Here is a 20,634-nt window from a genome sequence, read left to right as displayed (position 1 = left end):
CCCTGTGGGCTGCCCAGTTCGGAATGCGCGCACGGGCACAATTGCGCTTGGTCACTGGCTTTTTCCCGTCTAGGCTTGAGCCTGCTCAGGGGGAAGGAGCATTTATGGATGAGAAACATGAACCCGTAATGGGCTTTTGGCGCGCGTGGGGGCTGGTGGTCGGTCTGATGATCGGCTCGGGTGTCTTCATGCTGCCGACGGTCTTGGCGCCATATGGCTGGATCGGGGTTGGCAGTTGGCTCATTACCGGCACGGGTACGCTCGCGCTGGCCTTTTCTTTGGCGGCGCTCGCCAAGCGGATCCCGAAAGTCGGGGGGCCTTATGCCTATACCCGTGCGGGCTTTGGCGATTTCGCCGGCTTCCTGATGGCCTGGGGCTACTGGGTCTCGGTCTGGGTGGCCAGTGCCGCCATCGCGGTCGCCTTTGTCGGCTATCTCGGCGTTTTTATCCCTGCGGTGACGGCGAGCCCCGGGGCTTCAATCGCCGCGGGCGTTGGCATCATCTGGGTGCTGACCTATCTCAATTTCCATAGCATCCACCACAGCAGCGTGTTCCAGCTGGTCACCTCCATTGCCAAGGTTCTGCCGCTTGTGCTCCTCGGCACGCTTGGGTTCGTCGGCGCGCGCGGTGAGGTCTATGACACGATGGTCATGCCCTCAGGCTCCCCGCTTGCGGCGCTGGCGACCGCGGGGGCCCTGGCCATGTGGGCCTTTGTCGGTTTCGAGGTCGGTACCATCCCGGCAGGCGACATCAAGGAGCCGAAGAAAACCATTCCGCGGGCGCTTATTGCCGGGGTCGGGCTTGTGGTGGTGCTGTATCTGGCCGTTACGGTTGTCGTATTCGGGCTCGTGCCGTCCGAGCAACTGATGAAATCCACCTCGCCGCTTGCGGATGCTGCCAGCGTTCTTCTCGGCCCTTGGGGCGCAGGATTTGTGGCACTTGTCGCCCTTGTCGCGACCGCGAGCGCGCTCAATTGCAATATCCTCGCGGTCGGCCAGATGCCGATGGCGGCGGCGATGGACGGCCTTTTCCCGCAAGCGTTCGGGCAGCTCACGAAACGGGGAACCCCCGGTGTGGCCTTCCTTGTGGGGGCGGTGCTGTCGTCGGCGGCTTTGATGATGAATTATGTGAAGGGCCTGGTCGGCGCGTTCGAGTTCCTGATCCTCTTGTCGACACTCACCACCGTGGTGCCGCTCAGTTTTTCGGCCGGGGCCGCGTGGCTGTTCGCCGCCGGGGACAAGAGCCTCAGCCGGCGTGAGCGCCTGCGGGACGGCATTACGGCTGTGCTCGGGTTCCTCTATAGCCTGTGGGCGATCGGCGGTGCTGGCACGGAAGCTGTGTACTGGGGGTTCCTCCTGTTGATGGTAGGTGTGCCGGTCTATGCCGACATGCGGGCAAAGGCCAACGCCTTGGAAGACGCCGTGGATGCAGGCGAGGCGGCAGAGGAGGCGGCTGCGGAATGAAGCTTAGCGGTTTCAACGAATATGGCGCCTTGAAGGCCGTGGCCGTGCGCACGCCCGACGCGGCCTACCAGAGCGATGCCAAAATCACGGACGAATGGCAGCAGCTGCGCTTCCATGCCGCGCCCGATCTCGCTGCCGCACGCGCCGAACATGCGGCCTTCTGCGACCTCCTGACCGAAGCGGGCGCGGAGGTCATCGAACTGCCGACGAACGGTGAGATCACGCTCGATTCCATCTATGCCCGCGATGCGCTGCTTGTCAGCCCCGATGGACTGATCGTCTGCACCATGGGGCGGGCGAGCCGCAACCATGAACCGGCCTTGAATGCAGCCGCCCTCGGCGCGATGGGCTTCCCGGTCGCAGGCGTTATCGAAGCCCCCGGTACCATCGAGGGTGGCGATTTGATCTGGCTCGATGAGACTGCGCTTGCCGTGGGCCTCGGCCCGCGCACCAACGCGGACGGTATCGAGCAGCTGAAGGCGATCCTCGGCGGCGGGGTGGACGTGCATGTGGTGCCGCTGCCGGCGCCAGACCATCCGGAGGATGTGTTCCACCTGATGTCGATGATCAGCCCGCTGGACCGTGACCTCGCGCTCGTTTACCGGCCGCTCATGCCGGACAGCTTCGTCGCCTGGCTCGCCTCCAAGGGCGTGGAGCTGGTCGAGGTGCCGGAAGAAGAGTTTATCCCCATGGGCTGCAACGTGCTGGCGGTCGGCCCGCGGGATGTAGTGATGCTGGACCGGCTTCCGGAAACGCGGGCACGGCTTGAAAGCGCAGGCTGCCGGGTCCAGACTTACAAAGGTGATGAAATCAGCCGCAAGGGTGAAGGCGGACCGACCTGCCTGACCCGGCCGCTCAGGAGAGACGTGTGATGTTCGACGATAGCGCCATGCCGGTCCATACGGGCGAAAGCCTGCCTTCCTGGACTTACAGCGACCCGGATTTCTTCGCAGCCGAAATGGAGGCTGTGGTACGCCCGTCGTGGCAGCTTGTCTGCCACCGGAACGACATCCCGAATGTGGGCGACTATGTCACGCTCGATCTCCTCAATGACCGTCTGGTGGCGCTCCGCACCAGGGAAGGTGGCGTGCGCGTGTTCCACAATGTCTGCCGCCACCGGGGCTCCCGGCTTCTCGAGGGCTCGAGCGGCTCTTGCCCCGGCCGTATCCGCTGCCCCTATCATGCCTGGACTTGGGACCTTGAAGGCACGCTCATCAACGTGCCCTATGAGCGCGATTTCGAGGAGTTCGACCGCGCCCAGCATGGCCTCGCGACCGTGGAGACTGAGGAATTCCTTGGCTTCATCTGGGCGCGGCTTCAGCCGGGCGGGCCAAGCGTCGCCGACCAGTTCGCGCCTTATATCGACGAAATCAAACCCTATAGGTTCGAGGAGATGCAGCCGCTCGGCCGCGTGACCCTGCGCCCCCGCGTGGTCAACTGGAAACAGATCGCCGACAATTATGTCGATGCGCTCCATATTCCAGTGGCGCATCCCGGCCTTTCGGGGCTTGTCGGCAACACCTACGGCATGGAAGTGAAGGGCGACATTCACAAAATGTGGGGCGACGTGATGGAAACCCGCAAGGATTGCTGGTCGACCCGCGCCTACAAGAACCTGCTGCCGCCAGTCGATCATCTGCCCGCGGACAAGCAGCGCCACTGGGTCTATTACCGCCTGTGGCCGAACCTGGCGTTCGACATCTACCCGGACCAGATGGATTTCATGCAGTTCATCCCGATCTCGCCGACCGAGACCATGATCCGCGAAATCGCCTATGTGCTCCCGGATGACCGGCGCGAGATGAAGGCGGCGCGGTATCTGAACTGGCGCATCAACCGCGAGGTCAATGCCGAGGACACGGCGATCATCAACCGGGTCCAGAACGGCATGGGGGATTCGAGCTTCGTCACCGGCCCTCTGGCGAAGACCGAAGTTTGCCTGCGCGACAGCGCCGCCCGCATCCGTGAAGCCGTGCCCTCGGCCCGGCATAGGTCGAAACCCTAATAAGCTATCTGCAACACCCTTTCCAAGCTTTTGAGCTGACTTGTTACTTACCTAAGAAGTGATATAAAGTAACAATTAAAGGGGATAGTATGGCACAAAAGCTTTTTATAATTCTGCTCATGTTCGTTTTGTCACCTGTTGTGCATGCGCAGTTGGTAATACGGCAGCCGTTGCCTGTGACCGAAAAGGAGGCGCTTGATGCCGTTGAGCAAGTATTAGGATTGAAGCTTCGCTCCATAGATATGGCGGGTGTTCATAAGTACCGAGCTCGGACGAATAGTTCTGTGCTGGAGATCGATTGGGACAGTCCGCCCTTTGCACTCCCAGACGGGGGCTGTACAAAAAGGCACCACCATCTTTGGTATCCTGAGTGGGAGAAGGACAAAGCAAAGCTTCGGTCTCTACCCTATTATTTCCAGTCATGGAGCCTAATGGCCGAGAAGCCCCAAGGGCCTGATGCTTGTAATGCAGTAGGACATTGGTTTCGGGTTTCGCCGTCACTTGAATATGGCGGAATTATCGATTTTTTACCGAAACTTCGGGAGTGGGCTGGTTCGGTATCTGAAGCTGATTTCTGTAAAGCGCTGGCGAAGGGTGAAGGCAGAGACAAATGTGACTCGTTATGGAAGACCCTGCGAAAGAACGCCGATCTGTCCAACTTAACTTATATAGAGTTGTTCGAGTGTGCGCATGAAGCATCTCAGTGCCATAATGCGCTCGAGTTCCATTTCAAAGTCGGAAAGCTCGAAACCATGGTGCTGAACCTCTTCGGGACTGATGACGTCAATGACCCATTCCAGAGCATTGGTGTGTCTTGGCTCATAGTATAGATGGAAGCCGTGCCTGCTGCGCGCCACCGCCAGAAGCCGCGCTAGTCTAGAAGGATGTTTCCCTGAGAAGCGCGGCCACGACCGATTGGTAGGCGCGGACGAGCAGGCTTTGCGCGGAGGCGTCGAGCTTGAGGGTGCCACGCCGCGCCTGGGCGAAGGGCGCTGCCATGGGGGCTGTGCTCACATCGATATGCCCGGTTACCCGGTAAACAGCGTCCACAGGCACCAGCCTGCCGTGTTCCGTGCGCCGGGCCGCAAGCGGACCGCCAAAGATGCTGGCAAGCGCCGGGGCTTCCAGGGTTGAGGCGCCAATCTTGTCGATATCATCGATGGTTACCTTCAATATCTTCGCGGTCGGGCTGTCCGCCAGGAAATGCGCGTCCGGGTTGGCCCGCAGGCGACCGATGTCGGTCTGGGAGACATAGGCGACAACCCTGCCGCCAGCCTCGGTGCTGACGATACGGGCAAGCGGTGTCTTGGCGCTGAACCAAGTGCCGTTATGCAGGCCCTCGGCGAGGTCCCGCACCCGTCCGGCAATCGGCGCGCGGATGGTCAGCAGGTCTTCCCGTGCTTTCAGGCTTTCAAGACCGGCTTTCAGACGCAGGGCTTCTTTCTCAAGCGGTGACACGGTCGCCAGGGCACGGCCACCAACCCGGGCCTGCGCGAGCGAAATCTCCGCTTCTTGCAGTTGCAGCCTCTGCCCAGCCAGCTTGTCATCCAGCTCAGGCGAGCTGAACTGGAACAGGACATCACCTGCCTTCACGACCTCGCCATTCTTCACCTTCACAGCCGTGAGGCGGCCGGCGCTGGCGGTCAGGACCGGAGTATCCGCCTGCGCTTCCAGAATGGCGGCGCCCGTTACCGTGCCGCGCCAGGGAACGGCGAACAGGATCAGGGCAGCGGCAAGGCCACCCGCAAGCGCCTTGAACATGTTGGTCGGTTTCATCTGGCCGCGGTGGCGCCACCAGACTGTTAGCTCTCGGAACACAGGCAGGGCGATGAACCAGCCGATCTCCACCATGAACAGCAGGATGCCGAGGATTTTGAAGAACAGATGATAGACCACGAGCGCGATGCCGAGGAACAGGGTGAGGCGGTAAATCCATACCCCGAAGGCATAGAGGATAAGGGTGCGCTGGCGTTTTTCGCTGAATGGCTCGGGCATCGGCGCGCCCAGCCCAAACAGCATTTCGCGTATTTTCCAGCGGGCGAGGGCGAAGGCACGGTCCTGCAGGTTCGGCACGCGCAGATAATCCGACAGCAGATAATAGCCGTCGAAGCGCATGAAGGGGCTCATATTCACCAGAAGCGTCGACACCCATGTGGTGGAGGCCACGAGGAAGGCGGCGGACTGCGCCAGTCCTTCGGGGACCACATGCCACAGGAAAGTGGCGATAAGCGCAAGCGCGAGTTCGACCCGTATACCGGCGGAGCCAATCCGCAGCCTGTCTATATGGTTCGTGAGCTTCCAGGCGTCAGACGTGTCGGTATAAAGAACCGGGTACATGACCAGAAAAGCCACGCCCATGGTCGGTACCCGGCAGCCATAACGCGTGGCGGTATAGGCATGGCCGAGCTCGTGCAAGACCTTGGTCAGCGTCAGCGTCAGCGCGATCCACAGCGCGCCCTGCCAGTTGGCGAACTGCATGAAGGTGCCGATAAACCGGTCCCACTGCCGCAGGGTCAGGAACAGCCCGATGATGCCGAGAGTCAGCACCGTGATATGCGCCGCGCGCGAGGCAAACAGGTCGGCGATCCACTGGGTTTTTCTCAGGAACCGGTCAGGCCGGACGAGCGGAATGCGGATGAACAGATAATGGTGCAGCAGCCACTTCAGGAATGGCGGCTTTCCGGCGGCGTGGATACGGCCAAACTCCGCGACTGAGGCATCGCCCAAGCGGATGAGAAGCCCATTGCCGTGCAGGAAGCGGATCAGGCCGTCCACATCTGCCACCTCGAGGCTGAGAATGGTCTCTGCATTGACCTGATCGACCAGTGCCTGGGCGGTACTCGCGCCCCAGCGGCTCAGCATTTCGAACGCGGGCAGGCCGATGCGGAAATAGCGGTTGCGGACCGGGTCATGGATCGTCCAGCCCGGCGCGCCATACTCGTCCCGCTCAGCGGGCAGGAGGTGCAGGTCCTCCCGAAGCGGGGGCAGGGGATAGTCCTGATCCTCGGCGTCACCGTTCGTGGGCGCCTGATCCGCCGCTGCCATGGCCTATATCCCCACCATCTGGCGGAGGGCGGCAAGCGGCCTGCGGAACAGGAACAGGAACAAGGGAACGCGCTCGCCCAGCACCTTGGCAGAGCCCTTGAAGCCGATCCGGGGCACCTTGGTGCCGTCCTTGAAGCGGGCAACTGCCTGATAGGCGAGCTTGCCTGCGGGTGTTGTCACCGGCTGGTAGGATGCGCGCTCGAGCGTGGCATCCAAGGCCGACAAGGGTGCGACATCCAGGAACAGGCGAACCTCGGCCCCCGGTTTCAAGTCGATGGCATCCTTGACCGGGATCATGATTTTCACGTCGGCGTCTTCAGGCGCAGCCACCGCCATGACCCGCTCCCCGGTGGAGACCGGCCTGCCGCGCCAGTCGTTGGCATCCGCGAAAATGGCAATGCCGTCTGTGGGGGCCGTGACGTTAACTTCGGACAGCTGATAGGCGCTATAGGCTGCCTGTTCCTGGCGGAGCGCCAACCGCGCCCTCAGTAGCGCGACCTCGGCCCGGCCGCGGGCATCGCCGAACGCTTGCTGGCTCGCGCGTTTAAGCTCAGCCTCAGCTTCCTCGACCGCACGTTTTGCGATGGCGTCATTGGCCTTAAGCTCGGCGTCTTCAAACGAAAACAGCACGTCGCCCTTGTGGACTTCGGCGTTGGGTTTGACGAACACCTCACGAATGACACCGGCCATGGGGGCGGCAACCACCGCTGGGTCCTTGGGCGCAACTTCAGCCGGGGCAATCACGCTCAACCGCACGGGTAGAAGCATCAGGGCGACAAAGGCGCCTGCGGCAATCAATTTGGTCCTGCGAGAAAGTTTCGGTTTCGAAACAGCCTTTTTCTTGCCTGCGTTTAGGAGCGCCGCCCATGCATGGCCTGCACTATCGGCTACCTCGGCCAGGAGGATGGTTTCAGTTTCGGTCCACGGTTCAGGGCGGATGAAAAGAAGACCGCCGAGCATGCTGCCATCTGGCGCTATGATCGGCTGCCAGAAGGCGGTATCCGACAGGAATTCCTGCCATTCCGCCCGGTCAAGCTGGCCAAGGCTGGCGGGGTCGACCGTGCGGGCGCCCTCAAGCTCACCTGCCTTGTCGAAGCTCGCCATTGTGCGCTCGACGAACACGACGAATGGGGCATTCCGGTCGATTGTCGCGACGTTGGAAACGGCAGAGACTTTCAACTTCCCGCTCAGGCCGCGTTCGAGCAGGATCGCCTGCTTGTAGGCGATCAGCCGCCGCGGGTCGGAGACGAGGGTGAAACGGAGAGCCGTCAGGTCCGGCGCATGGCGGAGCGTGCGGGCGAGCGTCAGCAGCAGCCCGGCGGCGGTGGCCCCGTTCGTGTTGGTCTCAATCTGGCGTCCGTCGTCCATGGGTTCCCCGTCAGTTTGCCGGGTGGTCGATAATAGCCCGGCCACTCATGCCAGCCAGCAATTTCCCCTGTCCGGGGGCAATGGTAGCATAAATCTTGATTGTTTGGCTGACAGGGTCGATCCGGCCGCTGAGGCGGCTGACCTGGCCTTTGATGGCACCCCCGGTCTCATCGATATGGGCGGTCACCATTTGGCCCTTCTTGAGCCAGGCAAGCCAGGCTGAAGGCACGATAAGCTCTAGCTCCAAGCCACTGGTGCCGACAATTTCGATAAGCTTGGCGCCGGGTTCCGCCGTTTGGTGCGGCCTGGCATCCCAGCCAACGACGGCGCCGGCGAAAGGCGCTTTGATGGCACAGCGGTCCAGGTTGATGTTCTGGAGCTCAAGGTTGGCTTGGGCGCGGTCCCGGTCGGCGCGGGCCATAGCCACATCCAGCTCACCTGCCGATTTTAGCTCGAACAACCGTTCCTGGGCCGCCAGTTGCGCCTCGGCCTTGCGGACAGCGGCTGCTTGTGCCGCCTGCTGGGCCTTATAGGGCGCGCAGTCAAAGGTGACGAGTGTATCGCCTTTATGGAAGGTTGCGCCGGGGCGTTTCGGCATGGAGGCGATGGGCGCCAGAATTTGGCTTGAAAGCACGGCCCATTCGCTGGTGGTAACGAGCGCCCGGGCCTCGTATGCATTCGTGGTGTCAGTGTCCGCCATCACCTTGGGGGCAAGGGCCGGCAGGCACAATAGAAGGGCGGCGGACAAAGCCGTCCGCCGCACCCGGGAGTGGTTGAAAAAGCGTGTCGTCATCGCGAAACGGCGGTTCCCTCCGGCAAGCGTTCCGGTTCGTCATACTGGCCCTTGTCCCACTTGGCAAGCACGGTACCCACGGCTTTCGAGAGTGAGGCAACCGAGTTGTCCGGCACTGAGGCGGGGAGGGGATTGGCGCCGACGGTCGCGAAGATACGCCCATAGGCTGCCTGCATGTCGGCATAGGCCATGTCCCGCTGCAAGCCGCTCAGAAGCGCCCGGACTTCACCGCGGATTTCCTGCGCTTCGCTGATGGTGTTCGCTTTGCGGCCTGCGCTCAGGCGGTCGAAGATCTGGTCCTGTACATTGGCGATTTTATTGGCGAGGTCGAAGTCCGATTTGGCGTGGTTAAAGCGCAGTTCGGCAATATGCACCTGGCTGAGCACAGCCATGGAAAGCGCGAGCCGCCGGACTTTCGACAGGTCTATATTGCTATTGGCCAAATGCAGGTTGGCTGGCGCCTGAACGATTTTCATCAGGTTCCAGGACAGGTTCATCGCACCGTCGTACCAATCCTGGTTCAGCTTGTAGCTGTCGCTGGTGTAATTGATGCCGGTGGTGAAGTTGAGGCCTGGCAGCATGTCCATGACGGCGATCTTGGCGTCACGGCGATAGACGCGGAGCTGGTAGGCTTCTTCCCTGAGTTCCGATCGGTTCTTGAGCGCTTCGGTTTCCATCTTGTCGACGGTCATTGGCATATCCGGCTCAGCGGTCGGGATGGGGCCATCGGCCGCCGCCAAGTGGAAGTCAGTCCCCGGGCGGACGTTGATGAGGGTCGCAAGCTCGGTCTTGGCTTCCAGAAGCTGGCGGTGCCGGGTTTCCAATTCACGCAGCGTCAACAGCAGGTCCTGCTGGTATTTGAGGGCATCGAGCGAATTGCCGACATTCTCAGACACACGCTTCTGGGCTTCATCCAGGGCGCCACGCACACGCTTGATTACAGGCGCGAATTGCTTGAGCGCGCGTTCTGCAGCCGCCGCCCGCCAATAAGCCCGGCGGACGTCATTGACCACATTGTGGATCACGTTGCGGCGGCGTTCCTGAACGATCAGCGCGGTATCCGCCTGCTGGCGGGCACGCATATAGCCGATCGCGAAATCGAGCACGTTCCAGCTGACGGAAAGGTCGGCGGTCTTGCGCGTCCGGTCCGAACTGGTTGAGGTCGCGGTTTTGGCCGTGTTGTAGGTGCTGTCCTTGTTGCTGCGGCTCGAGATACCGGCGCGGGCGACAAGATCAGGCAGCAGGTCCATGCGGGCGACATCCAGCTGCCCCATCGCGACCGCTTCCTCCATCAGCTTCAGGCGCTGGTCGAGATTATATTTGAGTGCGCGGGCAATGGCGTCATCGAGCGTGAGCGGCGCGCTGATCGGTTCCTGGTCCTTGAAAAGGGCCTGAAGGTCGGTTTGTGCACGGGCCGCATTTTCCGCGTCGGTGAAAGGAACCGGCTTGATAGCACAGCCCGTGATCAGAAATGTGGAGGTGAGTAGAAGTGGCAGTATGCGTCTTTTCATATGCAATCCCTGACGGCCTGTTGCCAGAGCCATCCCCCTTTGGTCATCCATTGCGCGTTTCGCGCCCCCAATCCGTGGAAGAGTCATAAATAGTCCTAATTATCACGCTGCTGGCGGTTTATGAGCCAGCAGTGCCTGAGCGAGTGTTGTTTGATCTTTGCCGAATTTGCCTGCGGCAGCCGCTAATTGGGCGCTGAAGCCGGGCAGGGTCGGTTGCTGTTGTAAGTCAGAAGGTTTTTGGCCGTTCATGTGGGCTGAGGTTGCCGCATCTGCATGGTCCGGTGCCTGCGGGTTACGGCTGTCAGGCAGACTGTTGCCACCCTGCATTTGCGGCATGTCGATCAGATCATCGGGATGACCAAATTCACTGCCGTCACCGCCGCCTACATAGCTGTCTCCTGCCCCACCCACAACGGTATCGTTGCCAAACATGCCGCTTGACCCGAAGTCACCATTGAGGCCGAGGCCGAAGAAGCCGCCTAGGCCGCCGCCAAAACCGGCAGAGCCACTGATCGAGCCGCCAAGGCCGGAGCCCAGGCTGAAGCTGGAGGAAGAGGCCGTGTCCGTGGTTGAGACAATGGTGATCGCGGTGCCGACCGGCGTGCCGCTGTTGCCGACGACGCTGGTATTGCCAAGCGCGCCGGTAACCACGTTCACGATCGGCGTGCCGTTGCCGCTGCTGCCGCCAGTGTCGCCGACGGTAACGGTACTGAGGCCGCCGTCGGTCGAGCCACCGGTCCCGCCACTGCTGCTACCCTGGATCTGGCCGACTGCCGTGCTGACGGGGGTGCCGCTATTGCCGTTGCCTGTGGGTGTCTGGACGACGACCACCGTCCCGCCGCTTCCCTGTTCCGATACCGGTACAGGCGTCGGCGTGGTCACAACGACGGGAGCTGCCTGGACCGTTAGCGACAGGGTCGCACTAGTGCTGGCACCATGGCTGTCGGTTGCGATGATCTGGACCTGCAGGGTCTCATCCTGGTTGATGTTCGTCGGCGTGCCACTCAGGGTTCCAGTGGAAGCGTTGAAGTTCATCCATGAGGGCAGGGCGCCACCGCCCTGCAATTGCGCGGTCAAGGTCACGCTGTCCTGGCTGTCGGCATCCGAGAAGGTAGGAACCTGAAGGCTGAAGCTCTGGTCTTCCGTGAGCGTCGCCCCGGTCACTGTGCCCGAAACCGCCGGGGCGTCATTGGTGCCGGTGATGGTGATTTCCACCAACTGGGTCGTGCCGTCGGTCGCGGTGAAGGTGTGGGTGTCGGTAACGGTGTCACCGGCATTCAGGCTTTGTACCGCGCTTTCATCCAGCGTGTAGGTCCAGGTGCCACTGGTCATGGTGAAGCTGCCGTAGCCTTTGTCGCCGGTGGTCGCGCTGACGTCACTAAAGCTGGGGCTGACACCCGCGCCTGCATTGCTGATCGCAAGCGTGCCAGAAGCCGTGACCGGCGCATCGCCGACATTGCCTTCGGTGACTGCGCCGGTGCTGGTGCCCGTCACCGTGGAGGCATCACTGGTACCGTTGATGGTGACGGTGACTGTCTGCGTGGTGCCATCGGTGGCCGTGAAGGTATGGGTGTCGGTGACCGTGTCGCCGTCGTTCAGGCCCTGGACCGTGCTTTCATCGAGCGTATAGGTCCAGGTGCCGGACGACAGGACGAAGCTGCCGTAGCCATTGTCGCCGACGGTGGAAGCCACATTCGCAAAGCTTGGGCTGTCGTTGCTGTCGGCATCCGAAATGGTCATGGTGCCCGAGGCGGTGACCGGCGCATCGCCGACATTGCCTTCGGTGACCGACCCGGTGGTGGTGCCGCTCACCACTGCCGGGTCATTGGTGCCGGTGATGGTGATGGTGATTACCTGCGTGGAGCCATCGGTCGCGGTGAAAGTGTGGGTGTCGGTGACCGTGTCGCCTTGGTTCAGGCTCTGGACCTTGCTTTCATCGAGCGTGTAGGTCCAGGTGCCGGACGAAAGGGCGAAACTGCCGTAGCCATTGTCGCCCGTGGTGGCGGCGACATCCGCGAAGCTCGGGTTGTCGGCCACGTCCGGGTCGCTGATCGACAGGTCGCCGGTGGCGGTGACTGGGGCGTCGCCGATATTGCCTTCGGTCACGTTGCCGGTATAGGTGCCGGAAATGACTGATGGGTCATTCACGCCGGTGATGTTGACACTGATGGAGCCAAGCGACACATCCGTGCCGCCCCCGGTGCCGGTGTTGCCATTGTCGTTGGCGATGACAGCAATGGTATCCGCCCCCGTACCTTCGGCGTTGAGCGCGCTGGTATATTGGATGTTCGAGGCGGTGGCCAGGTAGACATCGATCTCCGAAACCGAGCCGGTCAGCGTCAGCGTGCCGGTGCCCGAGCCGCCAACCGTGACGCTGGCGTCGGACGCAGCTTCCAGGGTGCCGTGCGTGGCCGCCAGGGTCAGGGTAACCGACCCGCTGCCGGCATCAACGTCCGCCAGGGTAAAGCCCGAAAGGTCCAGGTTTCCCGCCGTGTCCTCGATCTGGGTGGAAGTGGCGGGAAGGCCGGAGCCGGTCGGATTGTCGTTGACCGTCGTCACCGTAATGGTTTGGGTTGCTGTCGAGCTATTGTCGGTACCGTCATTGACCACGAAACTAACCGTCCGGTCGGCGGTGGATGGGGTGTTCGAACTGTTCGCGTAGGTTACAGCCCTCAAGGCAGCCTGCCACTCGGCGACGGTGGCCGTGGCGCCGGAGGAGGTCAGGGTCAGGACACCCGTCGCGCTTTCATAGCTTGCCGCGATGTTGCCCATGGTGCTGCCGTCGTTGGTGAAGGCAAGCGCATCCTCGCCCGAGGAGAAGTTGCCGGTGATCGAAACGGTCGCGGAGGCAAGGGTGGTGTTATCGACGTCGGACACGGTAATGCCGCTGTCGATCGCGGTGGCGCTGTCACCTTCGGTATAGTCAAGGCTGGACGACGGCGTGTTGACCGACGGCGCATCATTGACCGGGGTTACGCTGACGGTCGAGGCAATTGAGACGTTGGATGTGTCCGTGCCGCCGTTCGACGTGCCACCACTGTCGGTCACGCTGGTGATGGTGACGACACGATCGTTGCTGCCTGGGTTATCGCTGGCGTTCGAATAATGCATGCCCTGAATGAGGGTCTGGAAGTCGGCTGCGCTGAGGCTGCCGCCTGTCAGCGTCACTGTCGCCGTAGTGCCGGAGACGGAGACGCTGTAATTCAGGCTGTTATCGGTGGTGGTGCCAGACCCATCGGCCATACCGATCGACCTGCCGTCGATGCTGATATATTCATCAGCACCACTGTCGACATTGGTCACCGTGAAGGTGAGACCGGTGAAACTCTGGCTGCTTTCGATGGTGCTGGCCGAAGCCCCCGTGAACAGATAGGCGACCGAACCGCCCTCGGTGTAGGTCGGGTTTGCGCCCGTGGCCGTCAGGGTCGGCGCATCGTTGACATCGGTGATGGTTACCGTGGAGGCCACACTGAGGCTGGTGGTATCGACGCCGCCGTTCGCGGTGCCACCACCATCCTTGATGCTGGTGATGGTCACCGTGCGCGTGGCCGATGCGCTGGCCGGGTCGTTCGAGCTGTTCGTATAGGTTATAGCGTTGATGAGGTCTTGCACCCCGGCGGCCGACATGCCGCCCGTATTCAGGGTGAAGGTGGCTGTGGTGCCGGAAACCGCAACGCTATAGTCCAGGTCATTGCCGGAGGTAAGGCCGGTCCCGGCCGCCAGGCCAACCGCCGTGCTATCGACATTCAGGACCTCGGACGAGCCATTGGCGACGTTGCTGACCGTAATGACGATGGTGTCGACGACCTGGCCGGTTTCGCCGGTATCGATCGCGGTGCCGGAGAACAGGCTGACGGCCGAGCCGCCTTCGGTGAAGGTCGGGTCGCTGCCCGTGGCGGTCAGGCTCGGCGCATCGTTGACACTGAGGACGGAGACGGTCTGGGTCGCCGCCGTGCTGCTGGCGGTGCCGTCCGATACCACATAGCTGATGGTACGGTCCGAGGTAGAGGGTGCGTTGGAGCTGTTGGAATAGGTCACAGCCCTCAGGGCGGCCTGCCATTCGGCCACAGTGGCCGAGGCGCCGGAACTGTTGAGCGTCAGCACGCCGGTCGTGCTGTTGTAGCTTGCCGTGATGTTGCCCATGGTGCTGCTGTCGTTGGTGAAAGCCAGCGTATCCTCTGTGGAGGTGAAGCCACCGGTGATCGACACGGTCGCGGTGGCCAGTGTGGTGCTGTCGGCGTCCGTTACAGTGATGCTGCTGTCGATCGCGGTGGCGCTATCGCCTTCGGTGAAGGTAAGGCCGCTGCCGAGCGCTTCGATCACCGGCGCGTCATTGACCGGGGTGATGGTGACGGTGCTGGCGCCCGATGCCCCGCTTTGGGTGTCCGAGCCACCGTTCGCCGTGCCGCCGTTATCCTTGACGCCTGAGATGGTGATGGTGCGTGTAGTGGCCGTGCCAGTCGGATTATCGCTGCTGTTGCCGTAGGTCATGCCGTTGATGACCGTATTGAAGGCGGTGGCCGAGAGGCTGCCACCCGAAAGGGTGACGGTGGCGGTGCCGCTTGTGACTGACACGCTATAGCTGAGGCCATTGGTCGCCGTGGTGCCGGACGTGGTGTCCGCCAGCGCAATCGAGGTGCCATCAATGGTCAGCGTTTCGGCGGATGTGCCGTCCACATTGGTGACCGTGGCGGTGAAGCCGGTCAGGGTCTGGCTGCTGTCAACGGTGGAGGACGTGGTGCCGCTGAACAGGGTCACGGCGCTGCCGCCCTCTGTCAGGCTGGGGTCAGACCCGGTGGTTGAGCTAGTCGGCGCGTCGTTGACGATGCTGATATCTACCGTTTGCGTCACCGCCGTGCTGCTATCTGTGCCGTCATTGGCCACAAAGCTGATGGTGCGGCTCACGCCGCCGCTCGCGCCCGGGTCAGAGGAATCGTTGGCGAAGGTCACGGCCCTCAGGGCGGCCTGCCATTCGGCCACGGTGGCTGTGGCGCCAGACGACGACAGGGTCAGCACACCGGTGGTGGCATTGTAGGCCCCGGTGATGTTGCCCATGCCGCTGGTGTTGGTGAAAGCCAGTGTGTCATGACCGGTCTGGAAATTGCCGGTGACCGAAACCGTGGCAGTTGCAAGCGTGGTGCTGTCCACGTCCGCTACCGTGATGCCACTGTCGATAACCACAGGCGTCCCGCTGCCTTCGGTGAAGCTGGCAGCACTTGAAGGTGCCGTGACCACCGGCGCGTCATTGACGGCGGTGATATTGACGCTGACGGTGCCAAGCGAAACGTCCGTGCCGCCGCCCGTGCCGGTGTTGCCATTATCGTTGATCTTGACCGCAACGCTGTCCGCCGCTGTGCCATTGGCGTTCGAGGCACCAGTGTATTGGATGTTCGATGCGGTGCCGAGGAAGCTATTGAGGCTTGCAAGGGTACCGGTCAGTGTCATCGCTGAGCTGGTGCCGCCCACTGTCACACTGGCGTTGGACGTGGCGGACAGGGAGCCGTTGGTTGCCGTCAGGGTCAGGGTCAGGTTGCCAGACTCGGCATCAGGGTCAGCAAGCGTGACGCCGGAAAGGTCCAGGTTGCCCGCGGTATCCTCCGTGACCGTCACCGAAGACGGCAGGCCGGTTGCGGACGGATTGTCATTAACTGCGCTGATGGAGACGGTCGAGGCAAGCGAGAGTGTCGTGGTATCCGACCCGCCGTTCGCGGTGCCGCCACTGTCCTTCAGGCTGGTGATGGTGATGGTACGGTCCGAACCTGAACTGGTCGGGTCATCGCTGGTGTTGTTATAGGCCGCATTGGTGACAAGGGTTTGCATCCCGGTCGCATCCAGCGTGCCGCCTGTCAGAGAGACTGTGGCGGTCCCACTGGAGACGGAGACGCTATAGCTCAGGCTGTTGATGCTGGTCGTGCCGGACCCACTGTTCACCAGGGCGATCGGGGTGCCGTCTAGGGTCAGCGTTTCCGCACTGGTGCCATCCACATTGGTGACAGTGAAGGTGATTGCGCTGAAAGTCTGCCCGGTTTCAACCGTCGAGGGCGTGACCGCGGAGAAAAGCGTCACAGCAGATCCGCCTTCGGTGAAGCTAGGGTCGCTGGCCGTTGCTGTCAGGGTCGGGGCATCGTTGAGGGCGGTTACATTGACTGTCTGGGTCGCGGCTGTGCTGTTGGCGGTGCCGTCACTGACAACGAAGCTGACCGTGCGGGCCGAGGTGGACGGATCGTTGGAGCTGTTCGAATAGGTGACGGCGCGCAAGGCTGCCTGCCATTCCGCCGTAGTGGCGGAGGCGCTTGCCGAGGTCAGGGTCAGCACGCCGGTCGTGCTGTTATAGCTGCCGGTAATATTGCCCATGCCGCTGGTGTTGGTGAAGGCCAGCGTATCCTGGCTCGACGAGAAGTTGCCGGTGATCGAAACGGTCGCGGAGGCGAGGGTGGCGTTATCCACATCGGAAACCGTGATGCCGCTGTCGATCGCCGTGGCGCTGTCCCCTTCGGTATAGCCAAGCGCGCTCGAGGGTGTGGTAACGACAGGCGCATCATTCACCGCGGTGATGTCGACACTGATGGAACCGAGCGTTACATCGGTGCCGCCGCCGGTGCCAGTGTTGCCGCCATCATTGGCCTTGACCGTGATCGTGTCAGCACCGGTGCCGTTCACGTTCGAGCCACCGGTATATTTGATGTTGGAGGCGGTGCCGAGGAAGGTGTTGATGTTGGCAACCGTACCCGAAAGGGTTAGCGAGCCCGAGCCGGAACCGCCCACGGTCACACCGCCGCTTGACGTGGCCGTCATTGTGCCGCCGCCGGCGCTAAGTTTCAGGCTTACCGAGGCGCTGCCTGCGTCCACATCCGCGAGGGTCATGCCGGACAGGTCCAGGTTCCCTGCCGTGTCCTCAGTATAGCTGGCGCTCGTCGGGACGCCTGTAGCGGTGGGGCCATCGTTGACCGCGGACACGGAAACGGTTGAGGCGATGCTAAGCGTGGCTGTGTCCGAGCCGCTGTTCGCAGTGCCGCCACTGTCCTTGAGGCTGGTGATGGTGACAGCGCGGGTCGAGCCGCTGCTGGTCGGGTTGTCGCTCGTGTTCACGTAGGTCGCGCCGGTGATGAGGGACTGCACGGCCGCAGCATCCATCGTGCCGCCTGTCAGCGAAACAGTGGCAGTGCCGCTGGTCACCGAAACGCTGTAGCTGAGGCTGTTGGTAGCGGTCGTGCCCGAGCCGCCGTTCACCAGGGCGATGGAGGTGCCGTCCAGGCTCAGGGCCTCTGCGCTGGTGCCGTCGACATTGCTGACGGTGAAGGTAATGGTGCTGAAGGTCTGCCCGCTTTCCACGGTTGATGCCGTGGCGGCGGAGAACAGCGATACGGCGGTGCCGCCTTCGGTGAAGCCCGGGTCGGCGGCCGTGGCCGTCAGGGTCGGTGCGTCGTTGACCGCGGTGATGGAAACCGTGGTCGAGCCCGTGACCGTGCCCGGGTTGCTGCCGGTCCCTTGCGCATTGGCACTGTTGCCGTCCGAGAAGGTCCAATCAAGCTGCGCGCTGGAGGCCGGTTCGTTGCTGCTATTCGAATACTGAATGTGCTGAAGCACATCATCGACCAGGGCGGCGGTTGCCGCCGTGCCGGTCGAGGTGAAGTTGATGGTCAGCGTGCCGCCCGTGTCACTGAAGGTCGCGAAGGTTTGCCCGCCCGATTGCAGGTTGGAACCCGAAACCGTGAACAGCGCGCCTGACGTGTTGAAGCCGTAGCCATCGTTCGCGCTCGCGCCGCCATTGCGCGCGATCGTGAGGCTGGCGCCGGCATAGTCCGCTGCCGCATCCAGTTCAACGTCCGAAACGGTGACGTTGGTATCCAGCGTGACGGCGGAGCCGTTCTCGGTAAAGGTCGGCGTGCCGTCGAGGCCGGTAAAGACCGGCACGTCGTTGACCGCGGAAATATCAATGCTGACCGTGGCAGCCGTGCCGTCGACCGTGCCGTCGTTCGGCGTGACGGTCAGCGTGGCCGCCCCCGTGCCGTTCGCGTTCGTGGCCCCGGTATATTTGATGTTCGAGGTGGTGGTCAGGTAGGTGTTGATGGCGCTCGCGGTGCCGGAAAGCGTCAGCGCCGTGCTGGTGCCGCCGACGGTGACGCCGCCGCTTGAGGATGCGGACAGGGTCCCTGCGTCGACTGCGAGGGTGACGGTCAGAGGATCGCTGTTCGCATCCGCGAAAGTGGTGCCGGAAAGGTTCAGGTTTGACGCCGTGTCTTCCGTTACCGTCACCGAGGTTGGCGCGCTCGAAACCGTCGGGGCGCTGTTGCTGATGGCAGTGGCGACCACCACGTTGTCGACACCCATGACGCTCATGGTGCTGGGGGTCGATGGTGCGATGCGGAATTCGACGATGTTGTTGAAATCGGCGCCGAGGCTAGCGCTGCTGACCGTCGTGTAACCGACATTGAAACCCTGGTCAGTGGCTGTGGTGAAGCCCGTCAAGGTCGTCGAAGATCCGATTTGGGTTCCCGAGGAATCATAGGCGGAAACGGTAAAAGTCTGGCTGGCGCTGGTGGTGGAGTAGAAGAAGACGAAACCGTCCAGCCGGAACGTGTCGGTGCCGTTGTCGGACTTCAGCGAGATATAGTTGAGCGTGGCCGGATAGCCTGCGCCGCCGCCGCTGCCGGCAAATTGACAAAACTGCAGGGCCTCGCCGCTCCAGGCTACACCTTCACCATAGTGGGAGGGGAGGTCAACAGCATAGCCATCGCCGCTAGCAAAAAGGCCGATGTCCATCGTGCTGCTGCCCGAATAGCTGGCGCTCAGCCCCGAACCGCCGACGTTGGCGACGGGGCCGGCGCTGTCGGTCGCCAGGATCGAAATCGAGGTGCCGAAATCCTTAGTGCCGATGGTCAGTGCAAGGGTCGACGTGAAGTCAGTCCGCAGGCCGTCGAAGGCCGCTTTGGATTCGATGGTGCCAGTGGCGACTTCAAGGACCCAGTCGCCGCCTTTGTCGGCGGCACCGGTCAGGTCGTTCGATGCGGCAACATCGGCGCCGGTAATGCTGGCGACGTTATCGATGAAGGCCATACCCTGACCGCTTTGGCCGACATCACAGCCATAAAGCAGCAGGTCGCCATCCGCGGTCAGGCTCTTGCCGATGGCTGCGAGCTCACTCGTGTAGGATGCCAGCGTATCGCTGTTGACCACGTCGGTGCCTAGTTGAAATTCGCCGACTGAACCGTGGGACAGGATAGTGATCGAGCTAATGCCGGTGCGGCCCGCAAGCTGGGCGGCGAGATCGGCAATGCCGTGGCTGGTGCCGTCGATCAGGATGACTTCTGCATTCGGGTTCACGCCCGCCAGCAGGGACTGGTAATCGCTGACCGAGGTATCGATGACGACGATGTCATGGCGTTCCTCGGAATTGACTGCATGCGCGGTCAGGTCGCCGAAGCCGGTGTGGCTGCGATCGCCGCTGTGGCGCATCACGTCGCGGCTGTCATGGGTGCGGCCACTGGTATGGGAGGATGCCGGCGCGGACTGGTCGGCATGATGGCCGCCGTGCGCGCCACCGTCGGACCGGCTGACAGCTGCGGCATTGGCTTCCGCTGTGGCGGCTGCGTCCTGGAGCGCTTGCGCCCCGGTTGCGACGCCGGCGGCATCATACATATAACGTGATTCCAGGGGTAGGGGCTTCAGGCTGGAAAGGCTGGTGCCGCCAAGCGGCATGGTGCGTTTGGTGCGAATATCGTCTGCCATTTTTCCCCATCCGGACTGGCGCCGCGTGGGGCCAGCCACTTTGTTCTAAGGGAAATTCCGCCATGGGCTATGGCCCGGGGCTTCCCTCCCCTGGTCTGTCTTTCCGCTCGGCAATCCGTTGAAAACGGGCCCCTACAGCCGACGGTTCCAGCCTCTGTCATGCTGTGTCTGTATGGATTGTTACCGTTTTTGCTTGGCTTGCAAAGTCAATTACAACCATGAATCCATATTTTTTTTGTTGACATTTTAATCAATTTTTCGCCGTCGATTCTTGTTGCTGCCGGGCAGGGCAGCTTTAGGTACTTCCCTGCGGGCGGTGGGCTTCGTTGCCGCCATCCCTCATATAACGCGAAAAATGCATGAAAAATATAATGATAGCTATGGTGTGGCCGGGTTTCCTCCAGGGTTTCCCTATGGTCAGGTGGCTGGATAAAAAATAGTGCCGATCGAATTTCACAAGATGGATCCGGCTGCGTCATAACTCGTAATACGGGAGTATTGTTTTGCAGTGTTTTCGAGGGAGGGTGCATGGCCGTGGACGGTCCTGCAGCCGCTTTCTGGTGCTGATCGTCAATCTCTGAACGGCTATCCAGAATTGTCGGGTAGGTATGTTGCAGACTTGGTGTGATGTCCCATTATCGCACTGAAATTGCAATACAAATTCAGATTGATATTCCCGCAACTACCCTCCTGCGTGCCTTGTTTAAGGCGAGCAATTTG

Annotated in this window: 9 protein-coding genes; 4 read left to right on the top strand and 5 right to left on the bottom strand. The window is 61.9% G+C overall.

The genetic code is table 11. The features are described 5' to 3' along the window. Positions 1 to 104 precede the first annotated feature (104 nt). The 4 genes from K6118_RS10150 to K6118_RS10135 all read left to right on the top strand — a co-directional run bounded on the left by K6118_RS10150 (position 105) and on the right by K6118_RS10135 (position 4,298). Positions 105 to 1,463: an APC family permease gene (locus tag K6118_RS10150; protein WP_247120238.1), complete on the top strand. Its 1,359-nt coding sequence runs from the start codon at positions 105 to 107 to the stop codon at positions 1,461 to 1,463. Beyond that, positions 1,460 to 2,335 (top strand): dimethylarginine dimethylaminohydrolase family protein, encoded by an 876-nt coding sequence (locus K6118_RS10145; RefSeq protein ID WP_247120237.1) that lies wholly within the window; start codon positions 1,460 to 1,462, stop codon positions 2,333 to 2,335. The genes K6118_RS10150 and K6118_RS10145 overlap by 4 nt, the downstream gene beginning before the upstream one ends. Then, positions 2,335 to 3,468, top strand: a complete 1,134-nt coding sequence (locus K6118_RS10140; protein WP_247120236.1) for an aromatic ring-hydroxylating oxygenase subunit alpha — start codon at positions 2,335 to 2,337, stop codon at positions 3,466 to 3,468. The genes K6118_RS10145 and K6118_RS10140 overlap by 1 nt, the downstream gene beginning before the upstream one ends. Positions 3,469 to 3,557: 89 nt before the next feature. Then, a complete protein-coding gene (locus K6118_RS10135; RefSeq protein ID WP_247120235.1) occupies positions 3,558 to 4,298 on the top strand; it encodes a hypothetical protein in 741 nt (246 codons plus the stop codon). Positions 4,299 to 4,344: 46 nt separating this feature from the next. Here K6118_RS10135 and K6118_RS10130 read toward each other — a convergent pair whose 3' ends face one another. The 5 genes from K6118_RS10130 to K6118_RS10110 form a co-directional block, all read right to left on the bottom strand. After that, positions 4,345 to 6,513 carry a site-2 protease family protein gene (locus K6118_RS10130; protein WP_247120234.1) on the bottom strand — a complete coding sequence of 723 codons (2,169 nt, stop codon included), beginning with the start codon at positions 6,511 to 6,513 and terminating at the stop codon, positions 4,345 to 4,347. Between the two features lie 3 nt (positions 6,514 to 6,516). Then, on the bottom strand, positions 6,517 to 7,881 hold the full coding sequence (locus K6118_RS10125) for an efflux RND transporter periplasmic adaptor subunit (protein WP_247120233.1): 1,365 nt from the start codon (positions 7,879 to 7,881) through the stop codon (positions 6,517 to 6,519). Positions 7,882 to 7,891: 10 nt separating this feature from the next. Then, positions 7,892 to 8,674 carry an efflux RND transporter periplasmic adaptor subunit gene (locus K6118_RS10120; RefSeq protein WP_247120232.1) on the bottom strand — a complete coding sequence of 261 codons (783 nt, stop codon included), beginning with the start codon at positions 8,672 to 8,674 and terminating at the stop codon, positions 7,892 to 7,894. Then, a complete protein-coding gene (locus K6118_RS10115; RefSeq protein WP_247120231.1) occupies positions 8,671 to 10,185 on the bottom strand; it encodes a TolC family protein in 1,515 nt (504 codons plus the stop codon). The genes K6118_RS10120 and K6118_RS10115 overlap by 4 nt, the downstream gene beginning before the upstream one ends. A 102-nt stretch (positions 10,186 to 10,287) precedes the next feature. Then, positions 10,288 to 19,914 carry a DUF4347 domain-containing protein gene (locus K6118_RS10110; RefSeq protein WP_247120230.1) on the bottom strand — a complete coding sequence of 3,209 codons (9,627 nt, stop codon included), beginning with the start codon at positions 19,912 to 19,914 and terminating at the stop codon, positions 10,288 to 10,290. Between the last annotated feature and the right edge of the window lie 720 nt (positions 19,915 to 20,634).

Origin of the sequence: Kordiimonas marina, assembly GCF_023006325.1 — a bacterium.
Classification (GTDB): Bacteria; Pseudomonadota; Alphaproteobacteria; order Sphingomonadales; family Kordiimonadaceae; genus Kordiimonas; species Kordiimonas marina.
This window is presented reverse-complemented; position numbering and strand designations above follow the sequence as displayed.

Coding starts and splice junctions, on each gene's coding strand:
- K6118_RS10150 (WP_247120238.1), top strand. CDS start 105: ATGGATGAGAAACATGAACCCGTAATGGGCTTTTGGCGCGCGTGGGGG.
- K6118_RS10145 (WP_247120237.1), top strand. CDS start 1,460: ATGAAGCTTAGCGGTTTCAACGAATATGGCGCCTTGAAGGCCGTGGCC.
- K6118_RS10140 (WP_247120236.1), top strand. CDS start 2,335: ATGTTCGACGATAGCGCCATGCCGGTCCATACGGGCGAAAGCCTGCCT.
- K6118_RS10135 (WP_247120235.1), top strand. CDS start 3,558: ATGGCACAAAAGCTTTTTATAATTCTGCTCATGTTCGTTTTGTCACCT.
- K6118_RS10130 (WP_247120234.1), bottom strand. CDS start 6,513: ATGGCAGCGGCGGATCAGGCGCCCACGAACGGTGACGCCGAGGATCAG.
- K6118_RS10125 (WP_247120233.1), bottom strand. CDS start 7,881: ATGGACGACGGACGCCAGATTGAGACCAACACGAACGGGGCCACCGCC.
- K6118_RS10120 (WP_247120232.1), bottom strand. CDS start 8,674: ATGACGACACGCTTTTTCAACCACTCCCGGGTGCGGCGGACGGCTTTG.
- K6118_RS10115 (WP_247120231.1), bottom strand. CDS start 10,185: ATGAAAAGACGCATACTGCCACTTCTACTCACCTCCACATTTCTGATC.
- K6118_RS10110 (WP_247120230.1), bottom strand. CDS start 19,914: ATGGCAGACGATATTCGCACCAAACGCACCATGCCGCTTGGCGGCACC.